The organism is Arthrobacter sp. P1_D12 (assembly GCF_056406175.1).
Window position 1 is genome coordinate 307,199 of the sequence record NZ_JBFUAR010000001.1, and the last position, 22,677, is coordinate 329,875.

Genomic DNA, 22,677 nt, shown 5'->3' on the forward strand with positions numbered 1-22,677 from the left:
GCTCCGCCGATGGTGAGAGAATCGAAGTAAGCCTTGGGAGCGTGATCTGACAGCCGTGACACTCAAAAACCGACCCGGTGCGCATGTGCCCGGGAGGCCGGACTCCGAGTCCGGCGGTACCGAGGTGCACAGCATCACCGACGCCGCTGCTGCGCACTCGGACGAGATGCACCAGCGGATGGTGAAGTATGCCATCGCCATGGGCATCCGCATGGTCTGCCTGATCCTGATTTTTGTCGTGGATGGCTGGTTCAAGCTCATTCCGATTGCCGGCGCCGTCTTCCTGCCCTGGGTGGCGGTGGTGATCGCCAACGGGAGCGACAAGGCGGAAATCCACAGTGACTCGCTCCTGGACTATGCTCCGCTCGCAGAGCTGGACGCACCGGACACCGCGGGCCCCGCCGGACAGGATCCAAACGGGCAGGATCTGAGCGACGGCGCAGACGGTTCAGGGACGCTGCTGCAGGGTGAGCTGATCGAAGATGAGAACGACGACGACCACGGACGGGCAGCTTCATGAATCTCTTTGACCTGGCCGGGACCGGTGGGGACACGGCCGCGGCCCCGGGCACTGTCTGCTCGCGGAAAGCCTGCCGCGCGGCGGCGGAATGGCAGCTGCTGTGGAACAATCCCAAGATCCACACCCCGGAACGGCGCAAGATCTGGCTGGCGTGCGGGGAGCATCGCGCCTGGCTTGAGGACTACCTCCAGACGCGCGGACTGTGGAAAGAGACTGTGGTCCTCGGCGCAGCGACCGTCCCCCTCCCGGGAGTGACCGCCCCTCTCGACCCGTCAGGCAGGATCGGCTGAATGTACCGCTTTCTCTTCTCCAGTAAATGGCTGGGGTACTTGTTGCTGGCCGCGATCTTTGCTGCCGGCTGCGTTGGGCTGGGCCGGTGGCAGATGGACCGCCGCGCCGAGACCCTGGCCGAAATCAACCGGGTGGTCTCCAACTACTCGGCCACCCCCGTGCCGTTCGCCGATGTCCGGGACCAGTTCAGCCGGCTGAATGCGGAACGGGAGTGGACCCAGGTGGAACTGAAGGGCAGCTACGACGCCGCCGGACAGCGCATCGTCCGCAACCGCCCGCTCAACGGCCAACCCGGCTACGAGGTGGTGGTTCCCTTCAAGCTCCAGTCCGGCGAAACCGTGGTGATCGACCGTGGCTGGCTGCCCATCGGCAACAACACCCCGGGACGGCCCGACTCAGTGCCTGCCCCGCCGCAGGGGCCGGTGACGGTGGTTGCCCGCCTCAAGCCGGCCGAGCCCGAGCTGCAGCGCGGCGCCCCTGACGGACAGCTGGCTTCGATCGACCTCTCCGCCTATTCCGCGCAGCTGGGCTATCCGCTGCTGACTGGCGCCTACGGACAGCTGGCCTCCGAGTCGCCGTCGGTGCAGGACATGCCGTTCCCGTTCCCCAAGCCGACCACTGATGAAGGCACCCACCTGTCCTACTCCCTGCAGTGGTTCGCGTTCGGCGTGCTGATGTTCGTCGGGTTCGGCTACGCGGCCAGGCAGCAGGCCCGCAACGCCGCGATCGACGCGGAGGACGCCGAAGCCGAGGCCGCCGAGGGCGTGTTCCTGCACTCCAGCGGCCCGGTGGCCCGCCGTCGTCCTGCCCCGCGGAAGCGCAAGAACGCGACGGCGGAAGAAGAGGAAGACGCCATCCTCGACGCCCAGGGGTTCTGAGCGATGAGCCCTGACGCCTTTCCCGGCCCGGTGGCCAACGTCAAGCGTGCCCTCACCGCCCTGGGCGCCCAGGACACCGTGACGGTGTTCGATGCGAAGGTGCCGACGGCGGCAGCGGCCGCCGCCGCGCTGGGCTGCGATGTCGCGGCGATCACCAACAGCCTGGTGTTCGAGCTCGAGGGCACCCCGCTGCTCATCCTGGCCAGCGGCGCGGCCAAGGTGGACGTCCGCAAGGTCGCGGACCGGCTGGGCACGGGCAAGATCCGCCGCGCCTCCCCCGAGTTCGTCCTGGCCCACACCGGCCAGGAGGTGGGCGGCGTCGCCCCGGTAGGCCACCCGGAGAAGATCCGGACCCTGCTGGATGAGTCGTTGTCGGCCCACCGCGTGCTCTGGGCGGGGGCAGGGGACCACAACTCGATGTTCTCCATCAGTTACGCGGATCTGCACCGGATCACGGGCGCGGAAGAGATGCCGGTCCGCTGATCCGGCTGCGGGTCGGTTGGGTGACTTACGCCAGCGTGATGAGGTCCAGGTAGTCTTCGTTCCAGTGGTCCTCGATGCCGTCGGGAAGCAGGACGACACGCTCCGGGTTGAGCGCCTCGACGGCGCCCTCATCGTGGCTCACGAGGACGACGGCGCCGGTGTAGTTGCTCAGGGCCCCGAGGATTTCGGCGCGGCTGGCGGGGTCCAGGTTGTTGGTGGGCTCGTCGAGGAGCAGCACGTTCGCGCTCGAGGCCACGATGGTGGCCAGCGCCAGCCGGGTCTTCTCGCCGCCGGAGAGCACACCGGCGGGCTTGTCGACGTCGTCGCCGGAGAACAGGAACGAGCCCAGGATGTTGCGGACTTCCGCGTCGTTCATGTCCGGGGCGGAGGAGCGCATGTTCTGCAGGACGCTGCGGTCCACGTCGAGCGTCTCGTGCTCCTGCGCGTAGTAGCCCACCTTCAGGCCGTGGCCCGCAACGACTTCGCCGGTGTCCGGCTTGTCGACGCCGGCCAGCATCCGCAACAGCGTGGTCTTGCCCGCGCCGTTGAGGCCCAGGATGACCACCTTGGACCCGCGGTCAATGGCAAGGTCGACATCGGTGAAGATCTCCAGCGAGCCGTAGGACTTGCTGAGGCCGTCCGCGGTGAGCGGGGTCTTGCCGCAGGGCGACGGGTCCGGGAAGCGCAGGGCTGCCACCTTGTCGTGCGCGCGCACTGCCTCGAGGCCGCCGAGCAGGCGCTCGGCACGCTTGGCCATGTTCTGGGCGGCGACGGCCTTGGTGGCCTTGGCGCGCATCTTGTTGGCCTGGTCGATGAGGACCTGGGCCTTCTTCTCCGCGTTGGCCCGCTCACGCTTGCGGGCGCGCTCGTCCGTTTCGCGCTGGTTGAGGTAGCGCTTCCAGTCCATGTTGTAGAAGTCGATCTGGGCGCGGTTGGGATCGAGGAGGAAGACCTTGTTGACGGTCGCTTCGAGCAGTTCGGTGTCGTGGCTGATGACAATCAGCCCGCCCTGGTGGTTCTTGAGGAACTCACGGAGCCAGGAGATGGAATCGGCGTCGAGGTGGTTGGTGGGCTCATCGAGGAGCATGGTTTCGGCGTCCGAGTACAGGATGCGCGCAAGCTCCACGCGGCGCCGCTGTCCACCGGACAGGGTCTTGAGCGGCTGGTTCAGCAGCCGGTCCGGCAGGGCGAGGTTCGAGCAGATCGCTGCCGCTTCGGCTTCGGCGGCATAGCCGCCGGCGGCCAGGAATTCGGATTCCAGCCGGTCATAGCGGTTCATCGCCTTGCGCTGGACCGCGGGGTCCTCGCTGGCCATCTCTTCGTGCGCCAGGCGGAGCTTGCCCACGGCAATGTCCAGGCCGCGGACGGACAGGATCCGGTCCCGCGCGAGCTGCTCCATGTCCGGGGTGCGCGGATCCTGCGGCAGGTAGCCGATTTCGCCGGTGCGGGTTACCTTGCCAGCGGCGGGCAGGCCCTCGCCCGCGAGCACCCGGGTCAGCGTTGTCTTGCCTGCACCGTTACGGCCGACCAGACCGATCTTGTCTCCCTTGTCGATCCGGAAGCTCACCTGGTCCATGAGGAGGCGGGCGCCGGCGCGCAGTTCGAGATCCTGGACGGTAATCAATGCAGCTAAGGCCTTTCACAACAGGGAATGCCGCGGCACGACGGGTGGAGTCTGGACGGGGCCGGGGCAGGGCGATGCGAGAGCACGGCCTGCTCAAGTCTACCGGCACTGCCCCGGCTCCATGACATGGGCACCTATGGCAGTGGCCGGCCGCCGTCGCCATGCTGGTCCCGCCTGCTGGCGGTGTTCGTTGGCGGCGTCCTCCAGCTTCCGGGCCGCCGGTTAGTGGGGCGCCTACAAAATACAGCCCCCGCCGCGACCGTACAGTCGATATCACAATCCATATTTCCGCCGCAGCACCCCGACAGGAACATCATGACGCAAACCCACCGTCCCGCCGCAGCCAGGACCCCGCGCCGCCGGGACCGCTGGAATGCCACCGACCTTGGCCTCATCGCCGTCTTCGCCGCCCTTGTGGCCGCTTCTGCCCTGATCGCCGCCATCCCCGTCGGCGGGCTCGGCGTGCCCATCACGCTGCAGACCCTTGCCGTCATGCTCACGGGGCTGGCTCTCGGCCCGGGCCGGGCCTTCGCCGCCGTCGGACTCTACCTGCTTTTGGGCTTCGCGGGCCTGCCGATCTTCAGCGGCGGCCGCAGCGGCCTGGGCGTGCTCGCCGGCCCCTCCGCCGGCTACATCATCGGATTCCTCCTGGCCGCCACGGCCGTCGGCTGGCTGACCGTCGTCGTGCTCATGCGGACCGCCAACCGCACCGGCAAGCTGCGCGCCATCCTCCTGTTCGCCGCCGCCATGGTGAGCAGCATCATCTTCATCCACGGCCTGGGCATCCTGGGCATGATGGTCAACGCCAAGCTGGACTTCTCCAAAGCCTTCCTGGCCGATCTCGCGTTCTACCCGGGCGACATCATCAAGAACGTCCTGGCCGTCAGCATCGCGTTGGCCCTGCACAAGGCCTTCCCGGACCTGCTGCTGCGCCGCGTCCGGACGGTGGACACCCGCCCGTGAGCATCATCGTCCTGGACCGTGTTTCGGTACGGGTGCCGGTTGATGGCCGCCCCGCTCCCAAGACGCTGCTCCAGGAGCTTTCGCTCGACCTCACGGAACGGCGGATCGGGGTTATCGGGGCCAACGGCTCGGGCAAGTCCACCCTCCTGCGGCTCCTGAACGGGCTCGTGGCACCCAGCGACGGCACCGTGCGGGTCGACGGTGCCGATACGGGCCGGGCCGTCCGGGAGGTCCGCCGCCGGGTGGGCTTTGTCTTCACCGATCCGCTCTCCCAGCTCGTCATGCCCACCGGACGCGAGGATGTGGAACTGTCCCTGCGCCGCTCCATCCGTAACGCCCCTGAGCGCCGGGCGCACGCGGAGTCGGTGCTGGAACGGTTCGGCCTCCTCCCGCTGGCGGACCAGAGCATCTACGAGCTCTCCGGCGGCGAACGCCAACTCCTTGCGCTGGCCGCGGTCCTGGCCGTTAATCCGGAGGTGCTGGTCCTGGACGAGCCGTCCACGCTGCTGGACCTGCGCAACCGCGAACTCCTGCGGCGCACGCTCGCCGGGCTCCGCCAACAGGTGATCCTGTCCACCCACGACCTCGAGCTGGCCCTGGACATGGACCGCGTCCTGGTGGTGGACGCCGGGAAGGTGGTGTTCGACGGCAAGCCGGCGGCCGCCGTCGCCCGTTACCGCGCCCTGAGCGCGGCGGGCCTGCCAGCAGCTGACGGCGTCCCAGCCGGCGGTGGGCTCGGCGGCGTAGCCGGCGGCCGGCTGGAGCGGGCCGTGCCCGACCAGGCCCGGCGGGAGCAGGCGTGAGCGGCCACGGCTTCCTGCTGGCGGCGTATGTGCCGGGCTCGTCCCTGGTACATCGTGCGCCGCTGTGGCTGAAGTTCCTGCTGGTCATGGGGTGCGGAATGACGTCTTTCCTGATCGCGGACTGGGCCGTGTCGGCCGCCATGTTGGTGCTGCTCTGCGGACTCTTCCTGCTCAGCGGGGCCGGCCCGGCCCGGCTGTTCCGCGCGGTGCGTCCGGTTCTTCCGGTACTCGTGGCGATCGGGCTTTTCCAGTGGTGGCAGCTGGGCGCACCGACCGCCGCCCGGATCGTGCTCAACGTCTTGGTCTGCGTCGTCGCTGCGTCCATCCTGACCGCCACCACTCCTGTGCAGGCACTGCTCGACGGCGTGGCGTCGCTTGCCCGGCCGTTCCGGCGCTTCGGTGCGGACCCGGAACGCTTCGCCCTGACCATCGCCATCATGCTCCGCAGCATCCCGTTCGTTGCCGGGGCCTACACGGACGTGCGCGACTCGGCCCGGGCCCGCGGACTCGAACGCAACCCGCGGGCCCTGGTGTTGCCCGTCTTCATCAGCACGGTGGCCTTCGCCCGGCAGACCGGCGAAGCCCTCGCCGCCCGTGGGCTGGGCGAGCCGGAGGACCCGGAGGATTAGCCCCGGATGGCCGGGCCGGGCTCCCCTGTTCAGCTGGTCAATGGACATGCCCTCCCCAAGCCGCGGCCAGTGGACATATGGCCCCAATGCCCACACGTGGTGCCCAAGAATGGACATGTCCCGCTTAGGTGGCCCGCGGAGTGGCCGCCCGCAGGTTCGGAAAATGGACATGCCTCCCCTGGCAGTCCGCAGGCCAGCAATTGGCCGCTTCAGACGCCCCCGATTTGGCGGGCGGCCTCGCGGCGCCTTGTCCTCCCGTAGCCTGGGCGCTTCCTGACGGACACAGTCCGCAGTTGTTCCCGCAGCGTCAAAGTGCTGCTCCGGCTGACCACGATCACCGAGCACAAGCCGGTGAGCAGCACGATGGAGCCGCCGGCGGCCACCGACCAGCGCGCGCCGAATTCAGTGCCGATCCACCCCATGAGGGGCGCCCCGACGGCGGTCCCGCCCTGCAGGACCGCCAGATACAGCGCCAGCACACGCCCCCGGAACTGCGGTTCCACCGAGAGCTGGATACTTGTATTGCAGCTGTTCAGGAAGGTCATTGATGCAAGGCCAACCGGAACCAGGACGGCTGCGTAGAGCCAAAACGAAGGGGTCACGCTGCCCACTAGCGTGAAGAACCCCAGGCCAAGGGCGCCGCCGAGCAGGAAGCGCAGCCGCGGCCCGGACCTGCGGGCTGCCAGTAACGCGCCAGCCAAAGTCCCCACAGCCATGATGGAGCCCAGGAGCCCGAACTCCCCCGGCCCCATCCCGAATTCCGCGGTGGACATCAGTGCGTTGGTGATGGCGAAGTTCATGCCGAATGCTCCCAGGATCCCGACCATGACGAGAATGAGCACCAGATCCGGGCGCCGCCTTACGTACCCCAAGCCCTCCGCGACCGGATGCTTGCCATTGCCTGCCGGCACCACCGCGAACAACCCGGACGGACGTATGCGCCACAGGGAGACGATGACCGCGGCGAAGCTGGCTGCGTTGAGCAGGAAAACGGGTCCCGTGCCCACCCAGGCAATGAGCACACCGGCAATGGCGGGTCCAGTGAGCCGGGCGGTGTTGAAGGAGGCGGAGTTGAGCGCCACGGCATTTGAAATGTTGTTCTGCCCCACAAGTTCGGAGACGAAGGCCTGGCGCGCAGGCCCGTCTATGGCGCTGGCCACCCCAAGGCAGAGGGCCGCCACATATACCTGCCACAACTGCGCCGAACCGGTCAGGACCAGGAGCCCGACCAGCAGTCCGCACAGGCCCATGGCCGTCTGCGTCCACTTGAGGATCACGAGCTTGCGGTACCTGTCCGCAAGCACGCCCGCGTACGGGCCAAGGAGCAGCATCGGAAGGAACTGCAGTCCCGTTGTGATGCCGACGGCGGTACCGGAATGGTCGGTCAATACTGTCAGTACCAGCCAGTCCTGCGCCACCCTCTGCATCCATGTGCCGATGTTGGATACCAGGGCCCCGCCCGCCCACATCCGGTAGTTGCGGTTCCCCAGGGCCCGGAACATGACACTCATCTGGCGCTCAACTCCTGCATGATGCGGGCGGCGCGGCTCAGCGTCAGACGGTCCTCGTCACTCAGAGTCGCGACGCGCTGCGCCAGCCACGCTGTCCGCTGGCTGCGGGCCTCATTCAGGACGGCCTCACCGGCCGGAGTAATCCAGACGAGCACCTGACGGCCGTCCTCGGGATGGGCTGACCGCGACACGAATCCCTGATCGGTCAGCGCGTTGACTATCCGGGTCATCGACGGCGCCTGAACATGCTCCCGTTCGGCCAGCTCGCGAAGGGTTTGGGAGCCGCTGCGAAGATGTGCCAGGACTGTGTACTGCCCCGGCGTAAGAACATCACCGCTTGCCTCGATGCGGAGCCGGCGGGATGTGCGCATAACGGCGGTCCGAAGCTCGATCGCCAAAATGTCCGGCCGGATGCTGTCTCCTGCGTGACGGGAATCGCGGGTGGTGGTCATAGCGCCTCCAAGACCTGCACGGCAGCAATAGTTAGCTGCGCTAATTAGCATTGCTAACTACTATTCTACCGTTCCATCCACGAAATTACATGGCCGCTGTCGGGGCAGGCCCAAGGCCGCCCTGACGGCTCGTTCGCTCGTGGTTCAGTGTGCGGCGGGCAGGCCCGGTGCTGCGCCGGCCCGCACCGTCGCGCTGGGTCACGTCACTGCCGTGGCGTTCGCAGGTGACCCGGTGCCGCCGGTGATGTTCAGCGGTTTGATGCTGACGAAGGCGTCCCAGGTTCCGGCCTTCTTCATGTGTCGGCTGAGGGGTCCCAGCTTCCAGAGTTCGCCGAGCGGCATGCCGAGTTTGGCCAGGAGCTGTTGGTGCATCATGCCGTGGTCGTTGGGCGCCGATTGCAGAAAGGGGCTTTCGGGAATGACGGGCAGGCATTCGAGGGCGAAGTTGTCTGCGGCAATCAGCGCGAGGCGGTGGTCCCATGCCCAGGCGACGAATTCCTGTGATTGGGCGATGCCGGTGGCGCGGCGGCTCTCCCGGGTCTGTTGCTTGTCCGCCATGGCCAGGGCCAGGAACCATTCACACCATCCGGTGTGGAGCATGAGGATGTCGCCGGGCTGGATGGTGAGGGATTGGGCCTGGATGGCTGCCTGGATCAGGTCAAGCGCGAGGGGCTCACCTGCTGTGTGGTCAATGGGAGTGCCTTCGCCGGTGCGGTAGCCATCGAGGTCGACGAGCACTCCCCTGCCGACGATGGGTTTGTCAGCCCATTCCTGGATGCCGAGGTCCGGGGTGCCTTCCGTAATCCGGTCATCGGGGGTGCCGTTGTAGAAGCCGATGTCGTCTGCCCGGCGGTGCCGGAGCCCGTCGACCTGCGTGGATCCCTGGAGGTAATACCCGTCCAGGTAGTCGTCCCGGTGGGCCGGGTGGGAGGAGTAGATGGTGTGACGAGGGGCGCTGCGCTTGAGTGACATTCCGGGATCGAAGGCATCGGCCGGGTAGTCCAGGCCGAAGACCACGCCGGTCCTGATGCAGTTCCTGGCCTCCAGGGTGGTGTCCTGCGTGATGAAGGACGGCGTTCCGCGGTCAGGTTGGGGAAACAGCCCCCACGACGTCCCGGATAGCGCGCCCTCCCGTTCGAGAAGTTCGGTAAAGGACGGGTAGGTTCCGGATTCCCTGGTGTCGGTCATCGCGTCGCTGCCTTCTGGGGAGTCTGTTCTTTGTTCTCGTAGCGCTTGTAGTTGAGGAAGAACCCGGCGATCGCACAGATCGATGCCGCAAGGCACATCGGGGGCTTGACGGATTCGTTGAAGAATACGAGCCATTCGCTCTGGCCGGCGGCAAGGGCGATGGCCTGGCCCGTCACGAACAGGACTCCGCCGGCGAGAAGGGCGGCGAGGCTCAGGACGAAGATGACTTCGATGGCTCGTCTGATCTTGTGCATGTCGCAGTTCCTTTTAGATCGGCAGGATGCCGAGGATGATGAGCACGCCGATGCCCAGCAGGGGCAGGGCGTAGTGGGTGAGCAGTCGGGCGAAGGTTTTGATCGGGTCCACGTCCGCGATGCCGCAGGCGACATACAGGGGCGCGCCTCCGGGGGGAACGGCGGCTTCGCAGGATGAGAAGACGAGCACGGCGACTGCGGCGGTGGTCGCCGGAACACCGGCGCTAACGAGTGTGGCGACACCGACGGTTCCGACGGCGGCCATGGTGGCCGTGGCGGAGAGGGGCGCGGCGACGGCGATGACGATCAGCCCGATGAGGATGGCGAGGAGCCACAGGGGCAGGTTCATCCGGTTGAGCAGTGCCGTCATTTGCTGGGGCAGGCCGGTGGCGGCGAGGGCGTTGGCGCCGGCGAAGGCAAAGACGACAGTGATGCCGACGATCCCGAACCTCGGGGCGGACTCCTGCAGCAGGGTCCACCAGCCCCGGCCGCTGCGTGGGAGGTTTTTTCGGCCGAGGACGGCGCCGGTGATGATCAGGACCACCGGGATCCAGACGATGACGCTCAGGGACTTGGTGATGTCTCCGCCGGTCCAGTCCGACAGCGCGGTGGCGATGAAGGCGGAGGTGATGATCAGTGGGATGGCCACCACGACGAACAAAAGCAGGGTGGCCCAGCCGCGGCCGAACGCCGCCCGGACCGGCAACCGGTGCGCGGCATCCAAGGGTGTCATCCCGCTCCTGCGGATCAGCAGCCAGGTGACGATCAGCCGGTGCAGGAAGCACCACAGCCCGCCGATGAACAGCGGAAGCACGAGTTCATTGACGTTCAGCAGGGGCCCGACTGTGGCGGAGCCGACCAGGACGAACATCGAGGCGCTGAACGGGAAAGTGATGCCCATTCCGGCGTTTCCCGCCACGAGGGTCGCGGCCGCGGGCTTGTCGAGCCGGGACTTTTCCATCCACGGGATGGTCACGGAACCCACGGTCGCGGCGATCGCCGCCTGGTTGTGGACCACCCCGCCGAGGCCTGCCGACGCCACGGTGGACACCCAGGCGGGGCCTCCCCTGGTACCGCCGATCAGTGAGTTCAACAGGTCGATGAGCCGGTCCAGCACTCCGGTCTTGTCCAGCAGGTACCCCATGAAGACGAACGCCATGGTGGCATAGACGATTTCATCAGTCACCGCCGTGTAGAGGGAGGACCAGCCGATCTGCGCCGCTGTGACCCCCGTGAAAGGCAGGACGACCAGGAATCCGAGGATCATGGCCTCTCCAACGCTGCGCTTGAGAAGGGTCGTCCACAGCAGGATGACGGCCAGATAGGCTGCCAGGGCCCAGATGCCGATCATGCTGCTGCTCCTGACGGGGTAGTGCTGGTTTGCGGATGGTTCATCATTGATTCCTGTAAACGATTCTGCCTGAGGTCGGGGTCAGCGCAAGGCCGGCGCCGGCTGTGCTGATTCCTCGGCGATGCGCGTAAGTGCCGCAGCGGAGGCTGTAGTCATTTCGGCGGGGACTCCGAGGTCGGTGAGGTAGCCGGCAGTGTCCTGCATCTCCTTGGAACGGCGCAGGGCGTGCTTGGCTGTGCCGGTGAGGAACCTGTCGATGACTGCCTGGCCGTCCCCCGCCAGCTGCCTGGCGATCTGACTCCGGATCCAATCTTCCAGTCCCGCGGCCCGTCCCGCCGTGACGGCTTCGACCACCACGGAGGCCAGGCCTTTCATCAAGACGCTGCGGAGCAGTTTGTGGGCCATCGCGGCCCCGGGCTCGCCGTCGGCGATTTCGATCTCGGCACCGAGCGGCGCCAGGAGATCGGCAACGGCCCGGGACCCCGGGCCACTGACCATCAGCGGGGTCTTCTCGCCCAGCGCGGCTACGGGCCCAAGGATGGCGACGTCAACGAAGAGTGCCGGACTGGGCAACTGCCCAAGTTCCCGCATGACGTGCGGTGAGGACGAGGTGAAGTCGGCATAGCAGCTGCCCTCCGGCAAAACGGGCAGGCATTCCTGGGCCACACTGCGGGCTGCGGCCGCTCCGGTGAGGACCAGGACAACGTCTGCGCCAAGGCACGCCTCGGCCGCGGTTGCTGCCCTGGTGACGCCGGCCGGGGTGGATGGTGCGACGGGATCAAATCCTGTGACGCTGTGGCCTGCCGCAATGAGTGCAGTCGCGTAGGTGGCTCCGGCTTCGCCGAGGCCGATGATGGTGCACGCGGTCATAGTTTTCTGTCTTTTCTGTCTAGTGGCGCTCGGCGATGATCGCGGCGCGGCGGCTGGTTTCGTCAGCGAAGACGGCTTCGGCGGCTTCCGCCACGGCCGCCGCCTGTTCCCGGGGGATGACGACGACGCCGTCGGAATCGCCGATGATGACATCACCTGGGAGTACTGGGACCCCGCCGAAGGAAATCGGGGTGCCGAGACGGGAGGGTCCGTTCTTATACGGTCCGGCCGGGGTGATGGCGCGGGCGAAGACGGGCATGCCGATCTCGCGGAGGGCTTCGGCGTCGCGGGCGGCGCCGTCCAGGGCGAACCCGGCGAGGCCGAGGTTGATGGCGCGTTCGCCGATGAGTTCGCCCAGCAGTGCCCGGGATTCGTCTCCGCCGCCGGCGACGACGATCACGTCCCCGGGGCGGGCGTGCTGCAGGGCGCGGTGGATTCCCTGGTTGTCCCCGGGGCGTGTCCAGACGGTGAAGGCCGGTCCGGCGAGGCGGGCGCCGGGCCAGATGGCCTGGATGGCTGAGTCCGCGATGCCGAGGCGGTCCATGGCGTCGCCGATGTTGGCGGCGGGCAGTTCGGCGAGGCGGCCGATCAGGTCGCGGTCGGGGCGGACGAAGTCGGCGTCGATGTCCTCAAGGACAGGAGTTGTCATGGTGGATTCTTCCGTGGTTGGCGGCTGGTGGGAGGGCTAGTCTTTTTTCTGGACCAGCGGGAGGACCTTCTTGAAGTCCTCTTCCTGTCCGGCCCAGAACTTCTCGTAGTCGGTGCCGGAGAGGTAGCTGGTCTGCAGGCCGAGGGCGCTCATCTTTTCCTTGACGGCAGGATCCTCGATGGCCTTCTGCAGGGCGGCTTCGAGCTTCTTGGCGACGGCCTCAGGCAGGCCGGCCGGGGCGGAGTAGCCGCGGACGGTGCCGGCTTCCACTTCGTAGCCGGATTCCTTGAAGGTGGGAACGTCCGGCAGCGAGGGTGAGCGTTCGGCGGTCATGATGCCCAGGACGCGGGCCTTGCCCTGTTTGGTCAGGTCGGTTACGTCGCTGACGTTGGCGACGAGGACGTCGACGTGCTTGCCAAGGAATGCGGTGGTGGCCTGGGATGCGCCTTCGGAGAAGTGCACCGGGGCGAACTCGGAGCCGGTGGCCTCCTGGATCTGGGCCAGCGCGAAGTGTTCGCCGGTCTGCAGGCCGGTGGTGCTCGCGGTCATGGACTTCGGGTTGGCTTTAACCGCGTCGAGGAGGTCCTTCAAGGTCTTGTAGGGGCTGTCGGGCTGGACGGCAATGACGGCGGGGTCGATGACCTGCCGGCCGAGGGGCTGGAAGCTGGCGCGGGTGTATTTGGCGCCGCGGCTGGGATCCAGTGGTGAAACCACGACGGAGGGGGAGCCGGTTGCACCGATGGTGTATCCGTCGGGCTTGGCGCTGGTCAGTGCGGTGTAGCCGATCTGTCCGCCGGCGCCGGGCTTGTTGATGACCTCGACGTTGGTGCCGAGTTCCTTTTCCAGGATCGGCTGAACGAGGCGGGCTGCGGTGTCCACGGCTCCGCCGGAGCCGAAGGCCACGATGAGGTCGATGGACTTGCCCTTCTTCGGAAAATCGTCCCCGGAGGCGGCGTTGTTGGCGCTGGCGTTGGCGCCGCAGCCGGTGAGGGCGATAAGGGCTGCTGCTGCGAGGGCTGCGGTGATTTTCTTGGGTGACAAGGGTCTTCTCCTTTGAAGAAATGCATTGGTGGCTGGTGGGTAGTCGGACGGTGGATTAGGAGGGTCAGGCTTCGGGGTCCTCGGTGAGGGCCTTGGGTTTGCGGAACTTGAGCAGCGGACTGCAGATGATCAGCACGCCAAGGCCGATCAGCACCGCGGAGATGGGGCGGCTGGTGAAGACGCTGAAGTCACCCTGGGAGATTTCCAGGGACTCGCGGAGTGACCGTTCCATCAGCGGGCCGAGCACCAGGGTGAGGACCATCGGTGCCAGCGGGATGTCCAGGTTCCTCAGGGCAAGGCCCAGGAGGCCGAAGCCGATCATCACGAACACGTCGAAGACGCTGAAGTTGATGGTGTAGGCGCCGATGACCATGAAGAGCAGGATCAGGGCGGTCAGAATCGGCGTGGGGACGCGCAGGATGGAGGTCCAGAGACCGACCAGCGGTACGTTGAGCAACAGCAGCAGCACGTTGCCGATGAAGAGGCTGGCGATGATGGCCCAGGCGATCTCGGAGTGGTCGGTGAACAGGGCGGGCCCGGGCGTCAGGCCCTGCTGGAGGAACGCGCCCATCAGCACGGCGATGGTCGGGGATGCGGGGATGCCGAGGGTGAAAAGCGGGATCAGGGCGGCATTGGCGTGGGCGTTGTTGGCCGTTTCGGGACCGGCGACGCCTTCGACTGCGCCCTTGCCGAGCTGGTGGCGGAAGCGGGAGAATTTCTTTTCCGCGGCGTAGGACAGCAGGGATGAGACTGATCCGGTCATGCCGGGAATGAGGCCGAGTCCGAAGCCGACGCCGGTGCCCCGGGCCATGGCGGGGGCACTGCGGCGCCATTCCGTCCGGGTCGGGAGCAGTGAGCGCATGCCGGGGGCATGAACCAAGGGAGTCTCGGCGCCCTTGCGGTAGGAGAGGATTTCGGAGAGCCCGAAGACGCCGACGATGACGGCGACGAAACTGACGCCGTCCAGGAGCCGGTCCATCCCGAAGGTGAAGCGCGGGGCGCCGGCGACCGGGTCGATGCCGACCATGGAGATCAGCAGGCCCAGGGCGCCGGAGATGATGGCCTTGATCATGGACTTGCCGGCCAGGGCAACCAACAGGGAGATCCCGACGACCATGAGCGCGAAGAACTCCGGCGGCCCGACGAGCAGGCCCAGTTCGCCCAAGGGTTTGGCGGCGGCGACCAGGCCGATCGTGGCGATGGTTCCGCCGACGAAGGATCCCACGGCGGCCAGGGTCAGCGCCGCACCGGCCCTGCCGAGTTTGGTCATCGCGTAGCCGTCGATGGTGGTGATCGCCGACGACGCCTCACCCGGAGTGTTCAAAAGGACGCTGGTGATGGTTCCGCCGTACTGGGTGCCGTAGAAAATGGCACACAGCATGATGATCGAACCGGTGGGATCCAGGTTCAACGTGAGCGGGATGAGCAGGGCTACACCGGCCACCGGGCCAACTCCGGGAAGGACCCCAATGATGGTGCCCAACAGGCAGCCCAGGAAGGCGAAGATCAGATTTTGCCAGGTCAGGGCGGCTGCGAAGCCGCCGAGCAGTTCGTTGAGTGTGTCCACGTCTAGAGTCCGATCAGGTTCAGCGGAGCGAATGCCGAGACGGGGAGTGCGACGTTCAACCCGTAGTTGAAGGCATAGAACGCACCGACGCTTCCGGCAAGGGCGATGATCAGCGAGGACACCCAGGTCCGGCGGCCCCGCAGTTTCAGGTGGTAGAGCAGGAACAGGAACATGCTCAGCTGAAAGCCCAGCAAATCCATGACGGACGCCAGGAGCACAAGGCTGACCACGACCGCGATCACCAGACCCCTGTCGATCCCCTCGGCCCTCTCGCTCGGCCGGCGCAGCTCCTGGACCAGCCAGAGCGTCGACATCGCGACCAGGACCCCTCCCATGGCGAACGGGAACAGGCCGGGACCTGGCCCCAACGACGTCCACAGGCCGAGGCCGACCGAACTGACCAGAACATAGACGCCGACGGCGGTGAACGTGCCGATGCCTGCAAGCACCGACGGAGCGACGCGGATGGCGCGCTCGGGTTTAGTCAGTAGTGACTCCGTTGTCATCGTTTTCCTTCTTACGTTTCGCGATACTTCATTTCATAGAATGAAAGAATATTTCGTCTGAAGAAATAGTGACAGGAGACACAAATGCTGTCAAGCGCAGTGCAGTTACATAGAATGAAACAATGACAGTGACTTCGACTCATTCGGCCGGCTCCGCTGATGAGGGCGGCCCCAAGGCCGGGAACATGCGCTCCCTGTCCAGGTCGATGGAGGTTTTCGCCGAACTCCAGCGTGCGGAGCGGCCCCAGCGCCTCAGTGACCTGGCCAGGACCTGCGGCATGAGCCTGCCGACGACGTTGCGGATCCTGCGGGTCCTTCAGGATTTCGGCATGGTCAGCCAGACGGACAAGTCCTACCGGATCGGCCCCGCGGTCCTGCCCGCGGCCCGGAGCTACCTGGAGAACGACCCCCTCGTGGTTGCCGCGCGGCCGATCCTCCAACAGGTGGCCTCCCAGACGGGACTCACGGCCTCGCTGTACACCAGGCTCGGCTTTGAAAGGATCCTCGTCGCACGTGTCGACGGCGACTCGCCCCTCCGCTACGACCTGCCGCTGGGTAAGCGGCTCCCCCTCACCGTCGGAGCGGCCGGGAAGATCCTGCTGGCCACCGTTACCGATGCGGAGCTCGGGCAAGTGGTAGCCGCGGCCGTCGCATCCGGCCATGAGGAGAGTACGTTTACCGCCGACGAGCTCCGCGCACGCCTGCCCGAACCCGGCGTCGATTACGCGTATTCGGCCGATGAGCGTGCCACCGGCGTGCTGTCCGTCGCCGTCGCTGTGCCGAACGGAACCCGACGCCCCAGTGAGTCCATGGCACTAACCAGCCCCGTTGAGTCAGCCACCGAAGCCGGCCTCGAGGCCGGCGTTCCTGAACTCCGGCGCGCCGCCAGCCGACTCTCAGAACTCTTGGAAGGTTCCGTCTACTAGGCACGGCTTCACCGCCGCCACGCCGCGGCCGTGCCCGCTCCTCGTGCCCAAAAATGGGCATGACCCTTCCCCGAGGCCATGGCAGAGCATGCCCGCACCGGGCACGGGGGCATGCCCTCCCCTGCCGGCCGCCAGTGGACATGTGGCCCATATGTCCACCCTGCGCGGTGAAGAATGGGCATGTCCGCCGAGGGGCTAGTCGAGGCGCGCGTACCCCAGCAGCGCGGCCGTGCCCATGCCGCCTGCGATGCTGATCATCGCCAGGGCAAGCTGCCCCGGCTCCGGGGACCTGCGGGCCTGTGCGAGCAGCCGGGTGACCAGTACCGCGCCCGAGGCTCCATAGGCGTGACCGAGGGCCAGGGCGCCGCCGTCGAGGTTGGCCCGGTCCGGGTCGATTCCCAGCTGGTCAAAGCACGCGAGCGTCTGGGCCGCGAAGGCCTCGTTGAATTCCACCAGGCCCACGTCCGCGGCACTCAGTCCGTGCGCCGCCAGGAGCCGTTCGGCCGCCGCGGCCGCGCCGATGCCCAGCAGCTGCGGCGCCACTCCGGCAGTGTCGGTTCCCAGGACCAGCAGCCCGTCGGCGGCGCCCAGCTGCCGGGCCCGCTCCATGGACGTGACAACGACGGCGGCGGCACCGTCGGCGTCGAAGCAGGAGTTACCGGCCGTGACCGTGCCGCCGCTGGCAAAAACGGGCGGGAAACGGGCCATCAGGGCCGGGCCAAGACTCGGCCGCGGCCCGTCGTCGACTGCCGCGGACGCGCCGGAGCCGGCGGCGAGGGGCACGATTTCGGCGTCGAACGTCCCGGCGGCCGCGGCTGCCAGGGCGCGTTGGTGGCTGCGGAGCGCGAAAGCGTCCTGGCGTTCCCGGCTGATGCCGAAGCGGGCGGCGACGTTCTCGGCCGCCACCCCCATGTCGGGATCGCCGAAGCTGAGCGGCGCGAACTGGGCCCGGCTGTAAAAGTCGGGGCTGCCGTCGTCGTTGCGGTGGGCGCGGAGCGGAGCCGTGCTGATGCTCTCGACGCCGCCCGCGAGGTACAGGCCGCCGCCGCCGCCCGCCGCGACCAGCCGGGAGGCCAGGACGATCGCGTCCAGACCGGAGCCGCATTGCCGGTCCACGGTGACGCCGGGGACGGTGACCGGCAGGCCTGCCTCCAGCGCGGCGAGCCGGGCCACGTTTCCGCCGCCGCCCACGGCGTTGCCGATCACGACGTCGGTCACGGATTCCCCGGTGCCGTCGCCGGCATCGGCGAGCAGGCTGCGGAGCACCGGGGCCAGGAGTTCGTGGGCGCGGAGCCTCTTCAGTGCCCCGTTGGCGCGGCACAGCGGCGTCCGGCGCGCGGCGATGATCACCGGCTGCCTGTCCTCAGGCAGCAGTCCCGGGAAAGACGGCCCGGGGAACGACGTTGCGCGGATCGGCCGCCCGGGTGCTGCCGGCCCGCTGCCCGCGCGCGGCTCAGCCAAGACGCCGGATCCTGGGATCGTTCCGGGCCAGCCAGTCCAGCAGCAGTTGCCGGCTGATTTTGCCGCGGTCCGTCAGGGGCAGCTCCGTCAGCACGAAGTACTCCAGGGGGCGCTTGTTCCGGGCCAGCACATCGTCGATCCCGGACCGCAGCTGGGTGGCGGTGACCGCTCCGTGCGAGGGCACGACGCCGGCCACGACGCGCTGGCCGCGAAGATCGTCAAGCATGCCGGCCGCCACGGCCGCCGCGACGCCCGGGACGGAGGCCAGCGCCATCTCAACCTCATGCGGGTAGACGTTGGTGCCGGCGGTGATGATCATGTCGGAGCGGCGGCCCAGCATGTGCAGGGTCCCGTCGGAGAGGTAGCCCTGGTCCCCCACTGTGTACCAGCCGTCGAAACAGCGCAGCGCCTGGCCGTCGTCACCCCACAGGTAGCCGTTGCTGACCATGCCGCTGCGGACGCAGATGTTGCCGTCGCTGCCGTCCGGGAGTTCGGCGCCGTCGTCGTCGAGGATGCGGATTTCGACGCCGGGAAAGGGCTTTCCGATGCCGGTCCCGCCCGGCTCGACGGGCTCGCCCGGACGCAACCCGGCGCCCGAGACGAAGCTGAGCTCGGAGGCGCCGTAGTACTCGAAAATGGTCGCGTTGGGGGCCCAGCGCCGGGCCGCCTCCAGCGTCCGGGCGTCCAGCTTGGAACCGGCGCAGATGATGCTGCGGATGCCGGAGGCATCGACACCGCCGGCCAGGCCCCGCTCGCTGAGCAGCCGGAGCATGGTGGGCACCAGGACCAGTCGGGTGATGCCGTCGTGGCTGACGGCCGCGTGGGCGGCGCCGACATCGAAGTGGTCCAGGCTGTGGAACTCGGCGCCGGCGTACAGGCATTCGGCGAGGGCGTAGAGGTTCAGGCTTGCCGCGAGCGGCCCGGGAGCCAGGGACTTGTCGTCCTGCGTCAGTGCGAAGAATTCAATGGAGGCCTCGAAGGATTCCTGCCAGGACCGCCGCGAGCGGGTGAACGCCTTGGGCACCGAGGTGGTGCCGGACGTCAGGCCGACCAGGAACGAGGTCTCCGGCGGCCCGTCGGCCAGCCCGGTCCCCGGCCCGGGAACTGCGCGCGCCGGACGCGTTTCCGACCCGGCGATGCGGGCGGTGATGCCGTCCTGGAGTTGCTGGGGCCAGGCCGGGTCCAACACGGCGCACTGCCGCTCACCAGCGACGGCCGCGGCGAACGCTACGGCGAAGTGGGTTGAATTTTGTTCGGACAGCACGGTGATAGCCGGCGCCGAGGGCACCAGGGCCGCCGCTTTGTCCCGCAGGCCGGACCAGCTGAGGTGCTCTCCGGCCACGACGACGGCTGTCTCGTCGGGACGGTCATCGGCCCAGCGCTGGAGTCTGTCGAGAAAAGGCATCGAACCAACTTTAGCGTTGCCGGGCGCCGCGGCTGCGTGTGCGGGATATTGTGACTCCATGAGCTTTAACGACAATGCCCCGCTGGACCCGTCACAAGTCCAGGACCGTCGCGGGATGGGCCGCGGCCCGATGATCGGCGGCGGGATCGGCGGCGGCATCATCCTGCTGCTGGCAGCCCTCTTTGGCATCAATCCCCAGCTTCTCGAGGGTCTGGCCGGCACCGTCCAGGAGCCGCAGACGCAGAGCCAGGGCTCTGCCCCCGCGTGCCAGACCGGCGCCGACGCCGACGCCCGCCTCGACTGCAGGATCACCGGCACGGTCAACAGCCTGAACGCCTTCTGGCCGGCCTACCTGGCCCAGTACAACACCAAGTACCCGCGGCCGAAGGCGGTGATCTTCACCGGCGGAACCAACACCGGCTGCGGCGCCGCCACCTCGGACGTGGGGCCGTTCTACTGCCCTGTCGACACCACGGCGTACTTCGATCCCGGCTTCTTCCAGGAGCTGGTGGACCGGTTTGGCTCCTCCGGCGGCCCCCTGGCGCAGGAATATGTGGTGGCCCACGAATTCGGCCACCACGTCCAGAACCTGCTTGGCGACCTCGACCGGGCGCAACAGGATCCGCAGGGACCCGGTTCCGGGGGTGTCCGGGTTGAGCTCCAGGCCGACTGCTACGCAGGGCTGTGGGCTCACTATGCAACAACGCAGGCGGATCCCAAGACCGGCCAGCCCTATCTCGACCCCTTCACTGACCAGGACGTGAAGGACGCCCTGTCGGCGGCCTCGGCCGTCGGTGATGACCGTATCCAGAAGGCCGCCACGGGCCGCGTCTCACCGGAGGCATGGACCCACGGGTCAAGTGCCCAGCGGCAAAAGTGGTTCTACCAGGGGTACACCACCGGGGACATCAACAAGTGCGACACGTTCGCGGTGGCAACGCCTTAGCCCCACCCCCCTGGTCCCAGCCCTCTGGTCCCAGCTCTCCGGCCTACACCCGAGGCCTCACCCGCGCGGCCGGCGCCGGACCGGGACCTCGACATAGCTGAGGAATCCGGCGTGGCCCAGGTGCCGGTGCTTCGCGTGCCACACGGGCCGGTACTGGTGCCCGAAGGGGTCGGTCACCAGGACCGAGTCCAGGCGGTCGTTTCCGGCCAGGAGGCGGTCGACGTCGGCCAGCGCATTGCGCCGCGTCGCCAGACCGTCAATGTCCAGGCTCCAAAGCCCCAGCTCAGCATCGGTTCCGCGTTCCAGCTGCAGCGTCTCGAACAGTCCGGCCACGAGCCCGGCGAGCCCGGCGGGGTCCACCCGCTGCAGCCGGTGGGACTCGGGATGCACGTCACGCGCCTCGGCGAGGGCCTGGCGCAGCCAGTGGAACTCCACCGATCCCAGGGGCGGTCCCATGCGCAGGTGGCGGTTCTCGTCCAGCTCCAGGCGGTACGTAGCGGCGCTGCGGTCCATGATGCACGGAGCTTCGCCGACATATTCGAAGTCGGCCAGCAGGGCTTCCCTGGACCGGTAGTAGGAGAAGTCGCCGCTGTCCTCGACAACCACGAAGTCCTTGCCGGCATCGGAGGGCCGCGGCGGTGACGTGGCATCCATTCGCGTGTGCCTCCTGTTCGACGGCGTGCCCGGCCCGAAGCGCGTGGACCCGTTGTCTTTATCAGACCACCGCCGGGACGATATGGGAACGGCGGCGGGAATGCCGGAAGGAAATGACGGAGAGAAATAACGACGGCGGCCCCGCCTCAATGAGGTGGGGCCTCCGTTCCGGACCCCATGGCGGCATCCACACCCAGTTGAGCCGCCAATCGTCGACGATCCCGTCCAGGGCCTTGCCGACCTGCTCCTCGATCACGTCGGTGAGCGGGCATGCGGCGGTGGTGAGCGTCATGTCGATCAGCAGGGCGCCGTCGTCGTCGGAGTATTTCAGACCGTACAGCAGGCCCAGATCAACGATGTTCACCCCGAGTTCCGGGTCGATCACATCCTTGAGCGCCTCTTCGACATCCTCGAGGCCCGTGCGGGCCACATTGAGTTCGGTCATTGCGGAGTCCTAACTACGCCTGGGCTGCAGCCGAGGCGGCAGCGATGGTGGCCGCCCCTGCGCCGGTGGCGTAGCGGTCGTAGCCTTCGTCTTCGAGGCGGTCGGCGAGCTCCGGGCCGCCCTCTTCCACAACCTGGCCATCGACGAACACGTGCACGAAGTCCGGCTTGATGTAGCGCAGGATCCGGGTGTAGTGCGTGATGAGCAGGGTGCCCATGTTGCCTTCGCCGTGGGCGCGGTTGACGCCCTCGGAGACAACCTTGAGCGCGTCGACGTCCAGGCCGGAGTCGGTCTCGTCGAGGATGGCGAACTTCGGCTTGAAGAGCTCGAGCTGGAGGATCTCGACGCGCTTCTTCTCGCCGCCGGAAAAGCCTTCGTTGACGTTGCGCTGGGTGAAGTCGGCGTCGATGCGCAGCTGCGCCATGGCGGCCTTGACGTCCTTGGTCCACGTGCGCAGCTTGGGGGCTTCGCCGTCGATCGCGGTCTTGGCGGTGCGCAGGAAGTTGGTCATGCTCACGCCCGGGACCTCGACGGGGTACTGCATGGCCAGGAACAGGCCGGCGCGGGCGCGCTCGTCGACGCTCATGGCGAGGACGTCTTCACCGTCGAGGGTGATCGTGCCGGAGGTGACGTTGTAGCGCGGGTGCCCGGCGATGGTGGACGCCAGCGTGGACTTGCCGGAGCCGTTGGGGCCCATGATGGCGTGCGTCTCGCCGGTCCTGATGGTCAGGCTGACGCCCTTCAGGATTTCCTTGGTGCCCTGCTCGGTGTCAATGCTGACGTGCAGGTCCTTGATCTCAAGAGTCGACATGTGTCTTGTTCTCCTCTGCACCGTGCCCTCGGCACTGTGCGTTTTCTTGGCGATAAGTTTTCTTGTGCGGGATGCCGGCTGCAGGCAGCTAGCTGAAGTTTGGAGCCTCGGCGCCGTTCAGGACGTTGGTGAAGTCCACGTAGACCTCGTCATCCAGGACGGTCACGGCAAACACGGGAACGGGATCATAGGCCGGCAGCTGGAGCGGCTCGCCGCTGCGCAGGTCGAACTGGGAGCCGTGGCCCCAGCATTCGATCTTGCAGCCTTCGACTTCTCCTTCGGAGAGGGAGATGTCCGCGTGCGAGCAGGTGTCGCCGATGGCGTGGATCTCCCCCATCGAGTCCTTCACGATCGCTACCGGGTAGTCGTCGATCAGGATCCGCAGCGCCTGCTTGAGTTGGATCTCGCTGGCGTTGCAGACTAGCTCGCCCTTTGGCTGTTCAGTCATT

At 67.4% G+C, this 22,677-nt stretch carries 26 protein-coding genes; 9 read left to right on the top strand and 17 right to left on the bottom strand.

Features of this window, described 5'->3' with window-relative positions:
• Positions 1-55 precede the first annotated feature (55 nt).
• From AC1DZV_RS01410 to AC1DZV_RS01425, 4 genes are read left to right on the top strand one after another with little or no spacing between them, the layout of a single operon-like run.
• A complete protein-coding gene (locus tag AC1DZV_RS01410; RefSeq protein WP_476949617.1) occupies positions 56-520 on the top strand; it encodes a DUF3099 domain-containing protein in 465 nt (154 codons plus the stop codon).
• The gene (locus AC1DZV_RS01415; RefSeq protein ID WP_476949618.1) at positions 517-810 is read left to right on the top strand and encodes a hypothetical protein; all 294 of its coding nucleotides are present in this window, start codon (positions 517-519) and stop codon (positions 808-810) included. The genes AC1DZV_RS01410 and AC1DZV_RS01415 overlap by 4 nt, the downstream gene beginning before the upstream one ends.
• Entirely contained in the window at positions 811-1,689 is an 879-nt protein-coding gene (locus AC1DZV_RS01420; RefSeq protein ID WP_476952754.1) for an SURF1 family cytochrome oxidase biogenesis protein, read from the top strand. It begins immediately after the preceding gene.
• Positions 1,690-1,692: 3 nt separating this feature from the next.
• On the top strand, positions 1,693-2,172 hold the full coding sequence (locus tag AC1DZV_RS01425) for a YbaK/EbsC family protein (RefSeq protein ID WP_230011473.1): 480 nt from the start codon (positions 1,693-1,695) through the stop codon (positions 2,170-2,172).
• A 25-nt stretch (positions 2,173-2,197) separates the two neighbouring features.
• Here AC1DZV_RS01425 and AC1DZV_RS01430 read toward each other — a convergent pair whose 3' ends face one another.
• On the bottom strand, positions 2,198-3,796 hold the full coding sequence (locus tag AC1DZV_RS01430) for an ABC-F family ATP-binding cassette domain-containing protein (protein ID WP_028275532.1): 1,599 nt from the start codon (positions 3,794-3,796) through the stop codon (positions 2,198-2,200).
• A 315-nt stretch (positions 3,797-4,111) separates the two neighbouring features.
• Between AC1DZV_RS01430 and AC1DZV_RS01435 the strand changes: the two genes are divergently transcribed.
• From AC1DZV_RS01435 to AC1DZV_RS01445, 3 genes are read left to right on the top strand one after another with little or no spacing between them, the layout of a single operon-like run.
• A complete protein-coding gene (locus AC1DZV_RS01435) occupies positions 4,112-4,759 on the top strand; it encodes a biotin transporter BioY (RefSeq protein WP_476949620.1) in 648 nt (215 codons plus the stop codon).
• Positions 4,756-5,562 (top strand): energy-coupling factor ABC transporter ATP-binding protein, encoded by an 807-nt coding sequence (locus AC1DZV_RS01440; protein ID WP_476952755.1) that lies wholly within the window; start codon positions 4,756-4,758, stop codon positions 5,560-5,562. The genes AC1DZV_RS01435 and AC1DZV_RS01440 overlap by 4 nt, the downstream gene beginning before the upstream one ends.
• Entirely contained in the window at positions 5,559-6,191 is a 633-nt protein-coding gene (locus AC1DZV_RS01445) for an energy-coupling factor transporter transmembrane component T family protein (RefSeq protein WP_476952756.1), read from the top strand. Before AC1DZV_RS01440 ends, AC1DZV_RS01445 begins: the two co-directional genes overlap by 4 nt.
• 209 nt (positions 6,192-6,400) lie before the next feature.
• Here the strand turns inward: AC1DZV_RS01445 and AC1DZV_RS01450 are convergent, their stop codons facing one another.
• From AC1DZV_RS01450 to AC1DZV_RS01495, 10 genes are all read right to left on the bottom strand, one after another.
• Positions 6,401-7,702, bottom strand: a complete 1,302-nt coding sequence (locus AC1DZV_RS01450; RefSeq protein WP_476952757.1) for an MFS transporter — start codon at positions 7,700-7,702, stop codon at positions 6,401-6,403.
• Positions 7,699-8,154, bottom strand: a complete 456-nt coding sequence (locus AC1DZV_RS01455; protein WP_028275528.1) for a MarR family winged helix-turn-helix transcriptional regulator — start codon at positions 8,152-8,154, stop codon at positions 7,699-7,701. The genes AC1DZV_RS01450 and AC1DZV_RS01455 overlap by 4 nt, the downstream gene beginning before the upstream one ends.
• Positions 8,155-8,352: 198 nt before the next feature.
• Complete coding sequence (locus tag AC1DZV_RS01460) at positions 8,353-9,342, bottom strand: cyclase family protein (RefSeq protein ID WP_476952758.1); 990 nt, start codon at positions 9,340-9,342, stop codon at positions 8,353-8,355.
• The gene (locus AC1DZV_RS01465; RefSeq protein WP_028275526.1) at positions 9,339-9,596 is read right to left on the bottom strand and encodes a hypothetical protein; all 258 of its coding nucleotides are present in this window, start codon (positions 9,594-9,596) and stop codon (positions 9,339-9,341) included. The genes AC1DZV_RS01460 and AC1DZV_RS01465 overlap by 4 nt, the downstream gene beginning before the upstream one ends.
• A 13-nt stretch (positions 9,597-9,609) precedes the next feature.
• The gene (locus AC1DZV_RS01470) at positions 9,610-10,947 is read right to left on the bottom strand and encodes a TRAP transporter large permease subunit (protein WP_476952759.1); all 1,338 of its coding nucleotides are present in this window, start codon (positions 10,945-10,947) and stop codon (positions 9,610-9,612) included.
• Between the two features lie 81 nt (positions 10,948-11,028).
• Positions 11,029-11,817 carry an NAD(P)-dependent oxidoreductase gene (locus AC1DZV_RS01475; protein ID WP_476949626.1) on the bottom strand — a complete coding sequence of 263 codons (789 nt, stop codon included), beginning with the start codon at positions 11,815-11,817 and terminating at the stop codon, positions 11,029-11,031.
• A 19-nt stretch (positions 11,818-11,836) separates the two neighbouring features.
• On the bottom strand, positions 11,837-12,466 hold the full coding sequence (locus tag AC1DZV_RS01480) for an RraA family protein (RefSeq protein ID WP_476952760.1): 630 nt from the start codon (positions 12,464-12,466) through the stop codon (positions 11,837-11,839).
• Positions 12,467-12,502: 36 nt separating this feature from the next.
• Positions 12,503-13,507, bottom strand: a complete 1,005-nt coding sequence (locus AC1DZV_RS01485; protein ID WP_476949628.1) for a tripartite tricarboxylate transporter substrate binding protein — start codon at positions 13,505-13,507, stop codon at positions 12,503-12,505.
• 64 nt (positions 13,508-13,571) lie between these two features.
• The gene (locus AC1DZV_RS01490; protein ID WP_476949629.1) at positions 13,572-15,074 is read right to left on the bottom strand and encodes a tripartite tricarboxylate transporter permease; all 1,503 of its coding nucleotides are present in this window, start codon (positions 15,072-15,074) and stop codon (positions 13,572-13,574) included.
• Positions 15,075-15,076: 2 nt separating this feature from the next.
• On the bottom strand, positions 15,077-15,580 hold the full coding sequence (locus tag AC1DZV_RS01495; RefSeq protein WP_476952761.1) for a tripartite tricarboxylate transporter TctB family protein: 504 nt from the start codon (positions 15,578-15,580) through the stop codon (positions 15,077-15,079).
• 122 nt (positions 15,581-15,702) lie between these two features.
• Here AC1DZV_RS01495 and AC1DZV_RS01500 point away from each other — a divergent pair, with 122 nt between their 5' ends.
• On the top strand, positions 15,703-16,506 hold the full coding sequence (locus AC1DZV_RS01500) for an IclR family transcriptional regulator (protein WP_476949631.1): 804 nt from the start codon (positions 15,703-15,705) through the stop codon (positions 16,504-16,506).
• Between the two features lie 195 nt (positions 16,507-16,701).
• On the opposite strand, the gene AC1DZV_RS01505 is transcribed toward AC1DZV_RS01500, so the two are convergent.
• Together AC1DZV_RS01505 and AC1DZV_RS01510 are read right to left on the bottom strand one after the other, a co-directional pair.
• The gene (locus AC1DZV_RS01505) at positions 16,702-17,856 is read right to left on the bottom strand and encodes a thiolase family protein (RefSeq protein ID WP_476952833.1); all 1,155 of its coding nucleotides are present in this window, start codon (positions 17,854-17,856) and stop codon (positions 16,702-16,704) included.
• Between the two features lie 103 nt (positions 17,857-17,959).
• Complete coding sequence (locus AC1DZV_RS01510) at positions 17,960-19,372, bottom strand: class I adenylate-forming enzyme family protein (protein ID WP_476949632.1); 1,413 nt, start codon at positions 19,370-19,372, stop codon at positions 17,960-17,962.
• A gap of 58 nt (positions 19,373-19,430) precedes the next feature.
• Between AC1DZV_RS01510 and ypfJ the strand changes: the two genes are divergently transcribed.
• A complete protein-coding gene (ypfJ, locus tag AC1DZV_RS01515) occupies positions 19,431-20,318 on the top strand; it encodes a KPN_02809 family neutral zinc metallopeptidase (RefSeq protein WP_459384799.1) in 888 nt (295 codons plus the stop codon).
• A gap of 57 nt (positions 20,319-20,375) precedes the next feature.
• On the opposite strand, the gene AC1DZV_RS01520 is transcribed toward ypfJ, so the two are convergent.
• From AC1DZV_RS01520 to AC1DZV_RS01535, 4 genes are all read right to left on the bottom strand, one after another.
• Positions 20,376-20,972 (bottom strand): hypothetical protein, encoded by a 597-nt coding sequence (locus AC1DZV_RS01520; RefSeq protein WP_476949633.1) that lies wholly within the window; start codon positions 20,970-20,972, stop codon positions 20,376-20,378.
• Positions 20,973-21,033: 61 nt separating this feature from the next.
• A complete protein-coding gene (locus AC1DZV_RS01525) occupies positions 21,034-21,417 on the bottom strand; it encodes a metal-sulfur cluster assembly factor (RefSeq protein ID WP_476952762.1) in 384 nt (127 codons plus the stop codon).
• A gap of 13 nt (positions 21,418-21,430) precedes the next feature.
• Positions 21,431-22,228, bottom strand: a complete 798-nt coding sequence (gene sufC, locus AC1DZV_RS01530) for a Fe-S cluster assembly ATPase SufC (protein ID WP_026537381.1) — start codon at positions 22,226-22,228, stop codon at positions 21,431-21,433.
• Between the two features lie 88 nt (positions 22,229-22,316).
• Complete coding sequence (locus AC1DZV_RS01535; RefSeq protein WP_223917407.1) at positions 22,317-22,676, bottom strand: non-heme iron oxygenase ferredoxin subunit; 360 nt, start codon at positions 22,674-22,676, stop codon at positions 22,317-22,319.
• Position 22,677 lies beyond the last annotated feature (1 nt).

Excerpts from the sequence above, each read along its gene's own strand:
- AC1DZV_RS01415 (WP_476949618.1), top strand. The coding sequence starts at position 517 with ATGAATCTCTTTGACCTGGCCGGGACCGGTGGGGACACGGCCGCGGCC.
- AC1DZV_RS01420 (WP_476952754.1), top strand. The coding sequence starts at position 811 with ATGTACCGCTTTCTCTTCTCCAGTAAATGGCTGGGGTACTTGTTGCTG.
- AC1DZV_RS01425 (WP_230011473.1), top strand. The coding sequence starts at position 1,693 with ATGAGCCCTGACGCCTTTCCCGGCCCGGTGGCCAACGTCAAGCGTGCC.
- AC1DZV_RS01435 (WP_476949620.1), top strand. The coding sequence starts at position 4,112 with ATGACGCAAACCCACCGTCCCGCCGCAGCCAGGACCCCGCGCCGCCGG.
- AC1DZV_RS01450 (WP_476952757.1), bottom strand. The coding sequence starts at position 7,702 with ATGAGTGTCATGTTCCGGGCCCTGGGGAACCGCAACTACCGGATGTGG.
- AC1DZV_RS01455 (WP_028275528.1), bottom strand. The coding sequence starts at position 8,154 with ATGACCACCACCCGCGATTCCCGTCACGCAGGAGACAGCATCCGGCCG.
- AC1DZV_RS01460 (WP_476952758.1), bottom strand. The coding sequence starts at position 9,342 with ATGACCGACACCAGGGAATCCGGAACCTACCCGTCCTTTACCGAACTT.
- AC1DZV_RS01465 (WP_028275526.1), bottom strand. The coding sequence starts at position 9,596 with ATGCACAAGATCAGACGAGCCATCGAAGTCATCTTCGTCCTGAGCCTC.
- AC1DZV_RS01470 (WP_476952759.1), bottom strand. The coding sequence starts at position 10,947 with ATGATCGGCATCTGGGCCCTGGCAGCCTATCTGGCCGTCATCCTGCTG.
- AC1DZV_RS01475 (WP_476949626.1), bottom strand. The coding sequence starts at position 11,817 with ATGACCGCGTGCACCATCATCGGCCTCGGCGAAGCCGGAGCCACCTAC.
- AC1DZV_RS01480 (WP_476952760.1), bottom strand. The coding sequence starts at position 12,466 with ATGACAACTCCTGTCCTTGAGGACATCGACGCCGACTTCGTCCGCCCC.
- AC1DZV_RS01495 (WP_476952761.1), bottom strand. The coding sequence starts at position 15,580 with ATGACAACGGAGTCACTACTGACTAAACCCGAGCGCGCCATCCGCGTC.
- AC1DZV_RS01500 (WP_476949631.1), top strand. The coding sequence starts at position 15,703 with ATGACAGTGACTTCGACTCATTCGGCCGGCTCCGCTGATGAGGGCGGC.
- AC1DZV_RS01510 (WP_476949632.1), bottom strand. The coding sequence starts at position 19,372 with ATGCCTTTTCTCGACAGACTCCAGCGCTGGGCCGATGACCGTCCCGAC.
- ypfJ (WP_459384799.1), top strand. The coding sequence starts at position 19,431 with ATGAGCTTTAACGACAATGCCCCGCTGGACCCGTCACAAGTCCAGGAC.
- AC1DZV_RS01520 (WP_476949633.1), bottom strand. The coding sequence starts at position 20,972 with ATGGATGCCACGTCACCGCCGCGGCCCTCCGATGCCGGCAAGGACTTC.
- AC1DZV_RS01525 (WP_476952762.1), bottom strand. The coding sequence starts at position 21,417 with ATGACCGAACTCAATGTGGCCCGCACGGGCCTCGAGGATGTCGAAGAG.
- sufC (WP_026537381.1), bottom strand. The coding sequence starts at position 22,228 with ATGTCGACTCTTGAGATCAAGGACCTGCACGTCAGCATTGACACCGAG.
- AC1DZV_RS01535 (WP_223917407.1), bottom strand. The coding sequence starts at position 22,676 with ATGACTGAACAGCCAAAGGGCGAGCTAGTCTGCAACGCCAGCGAGATC.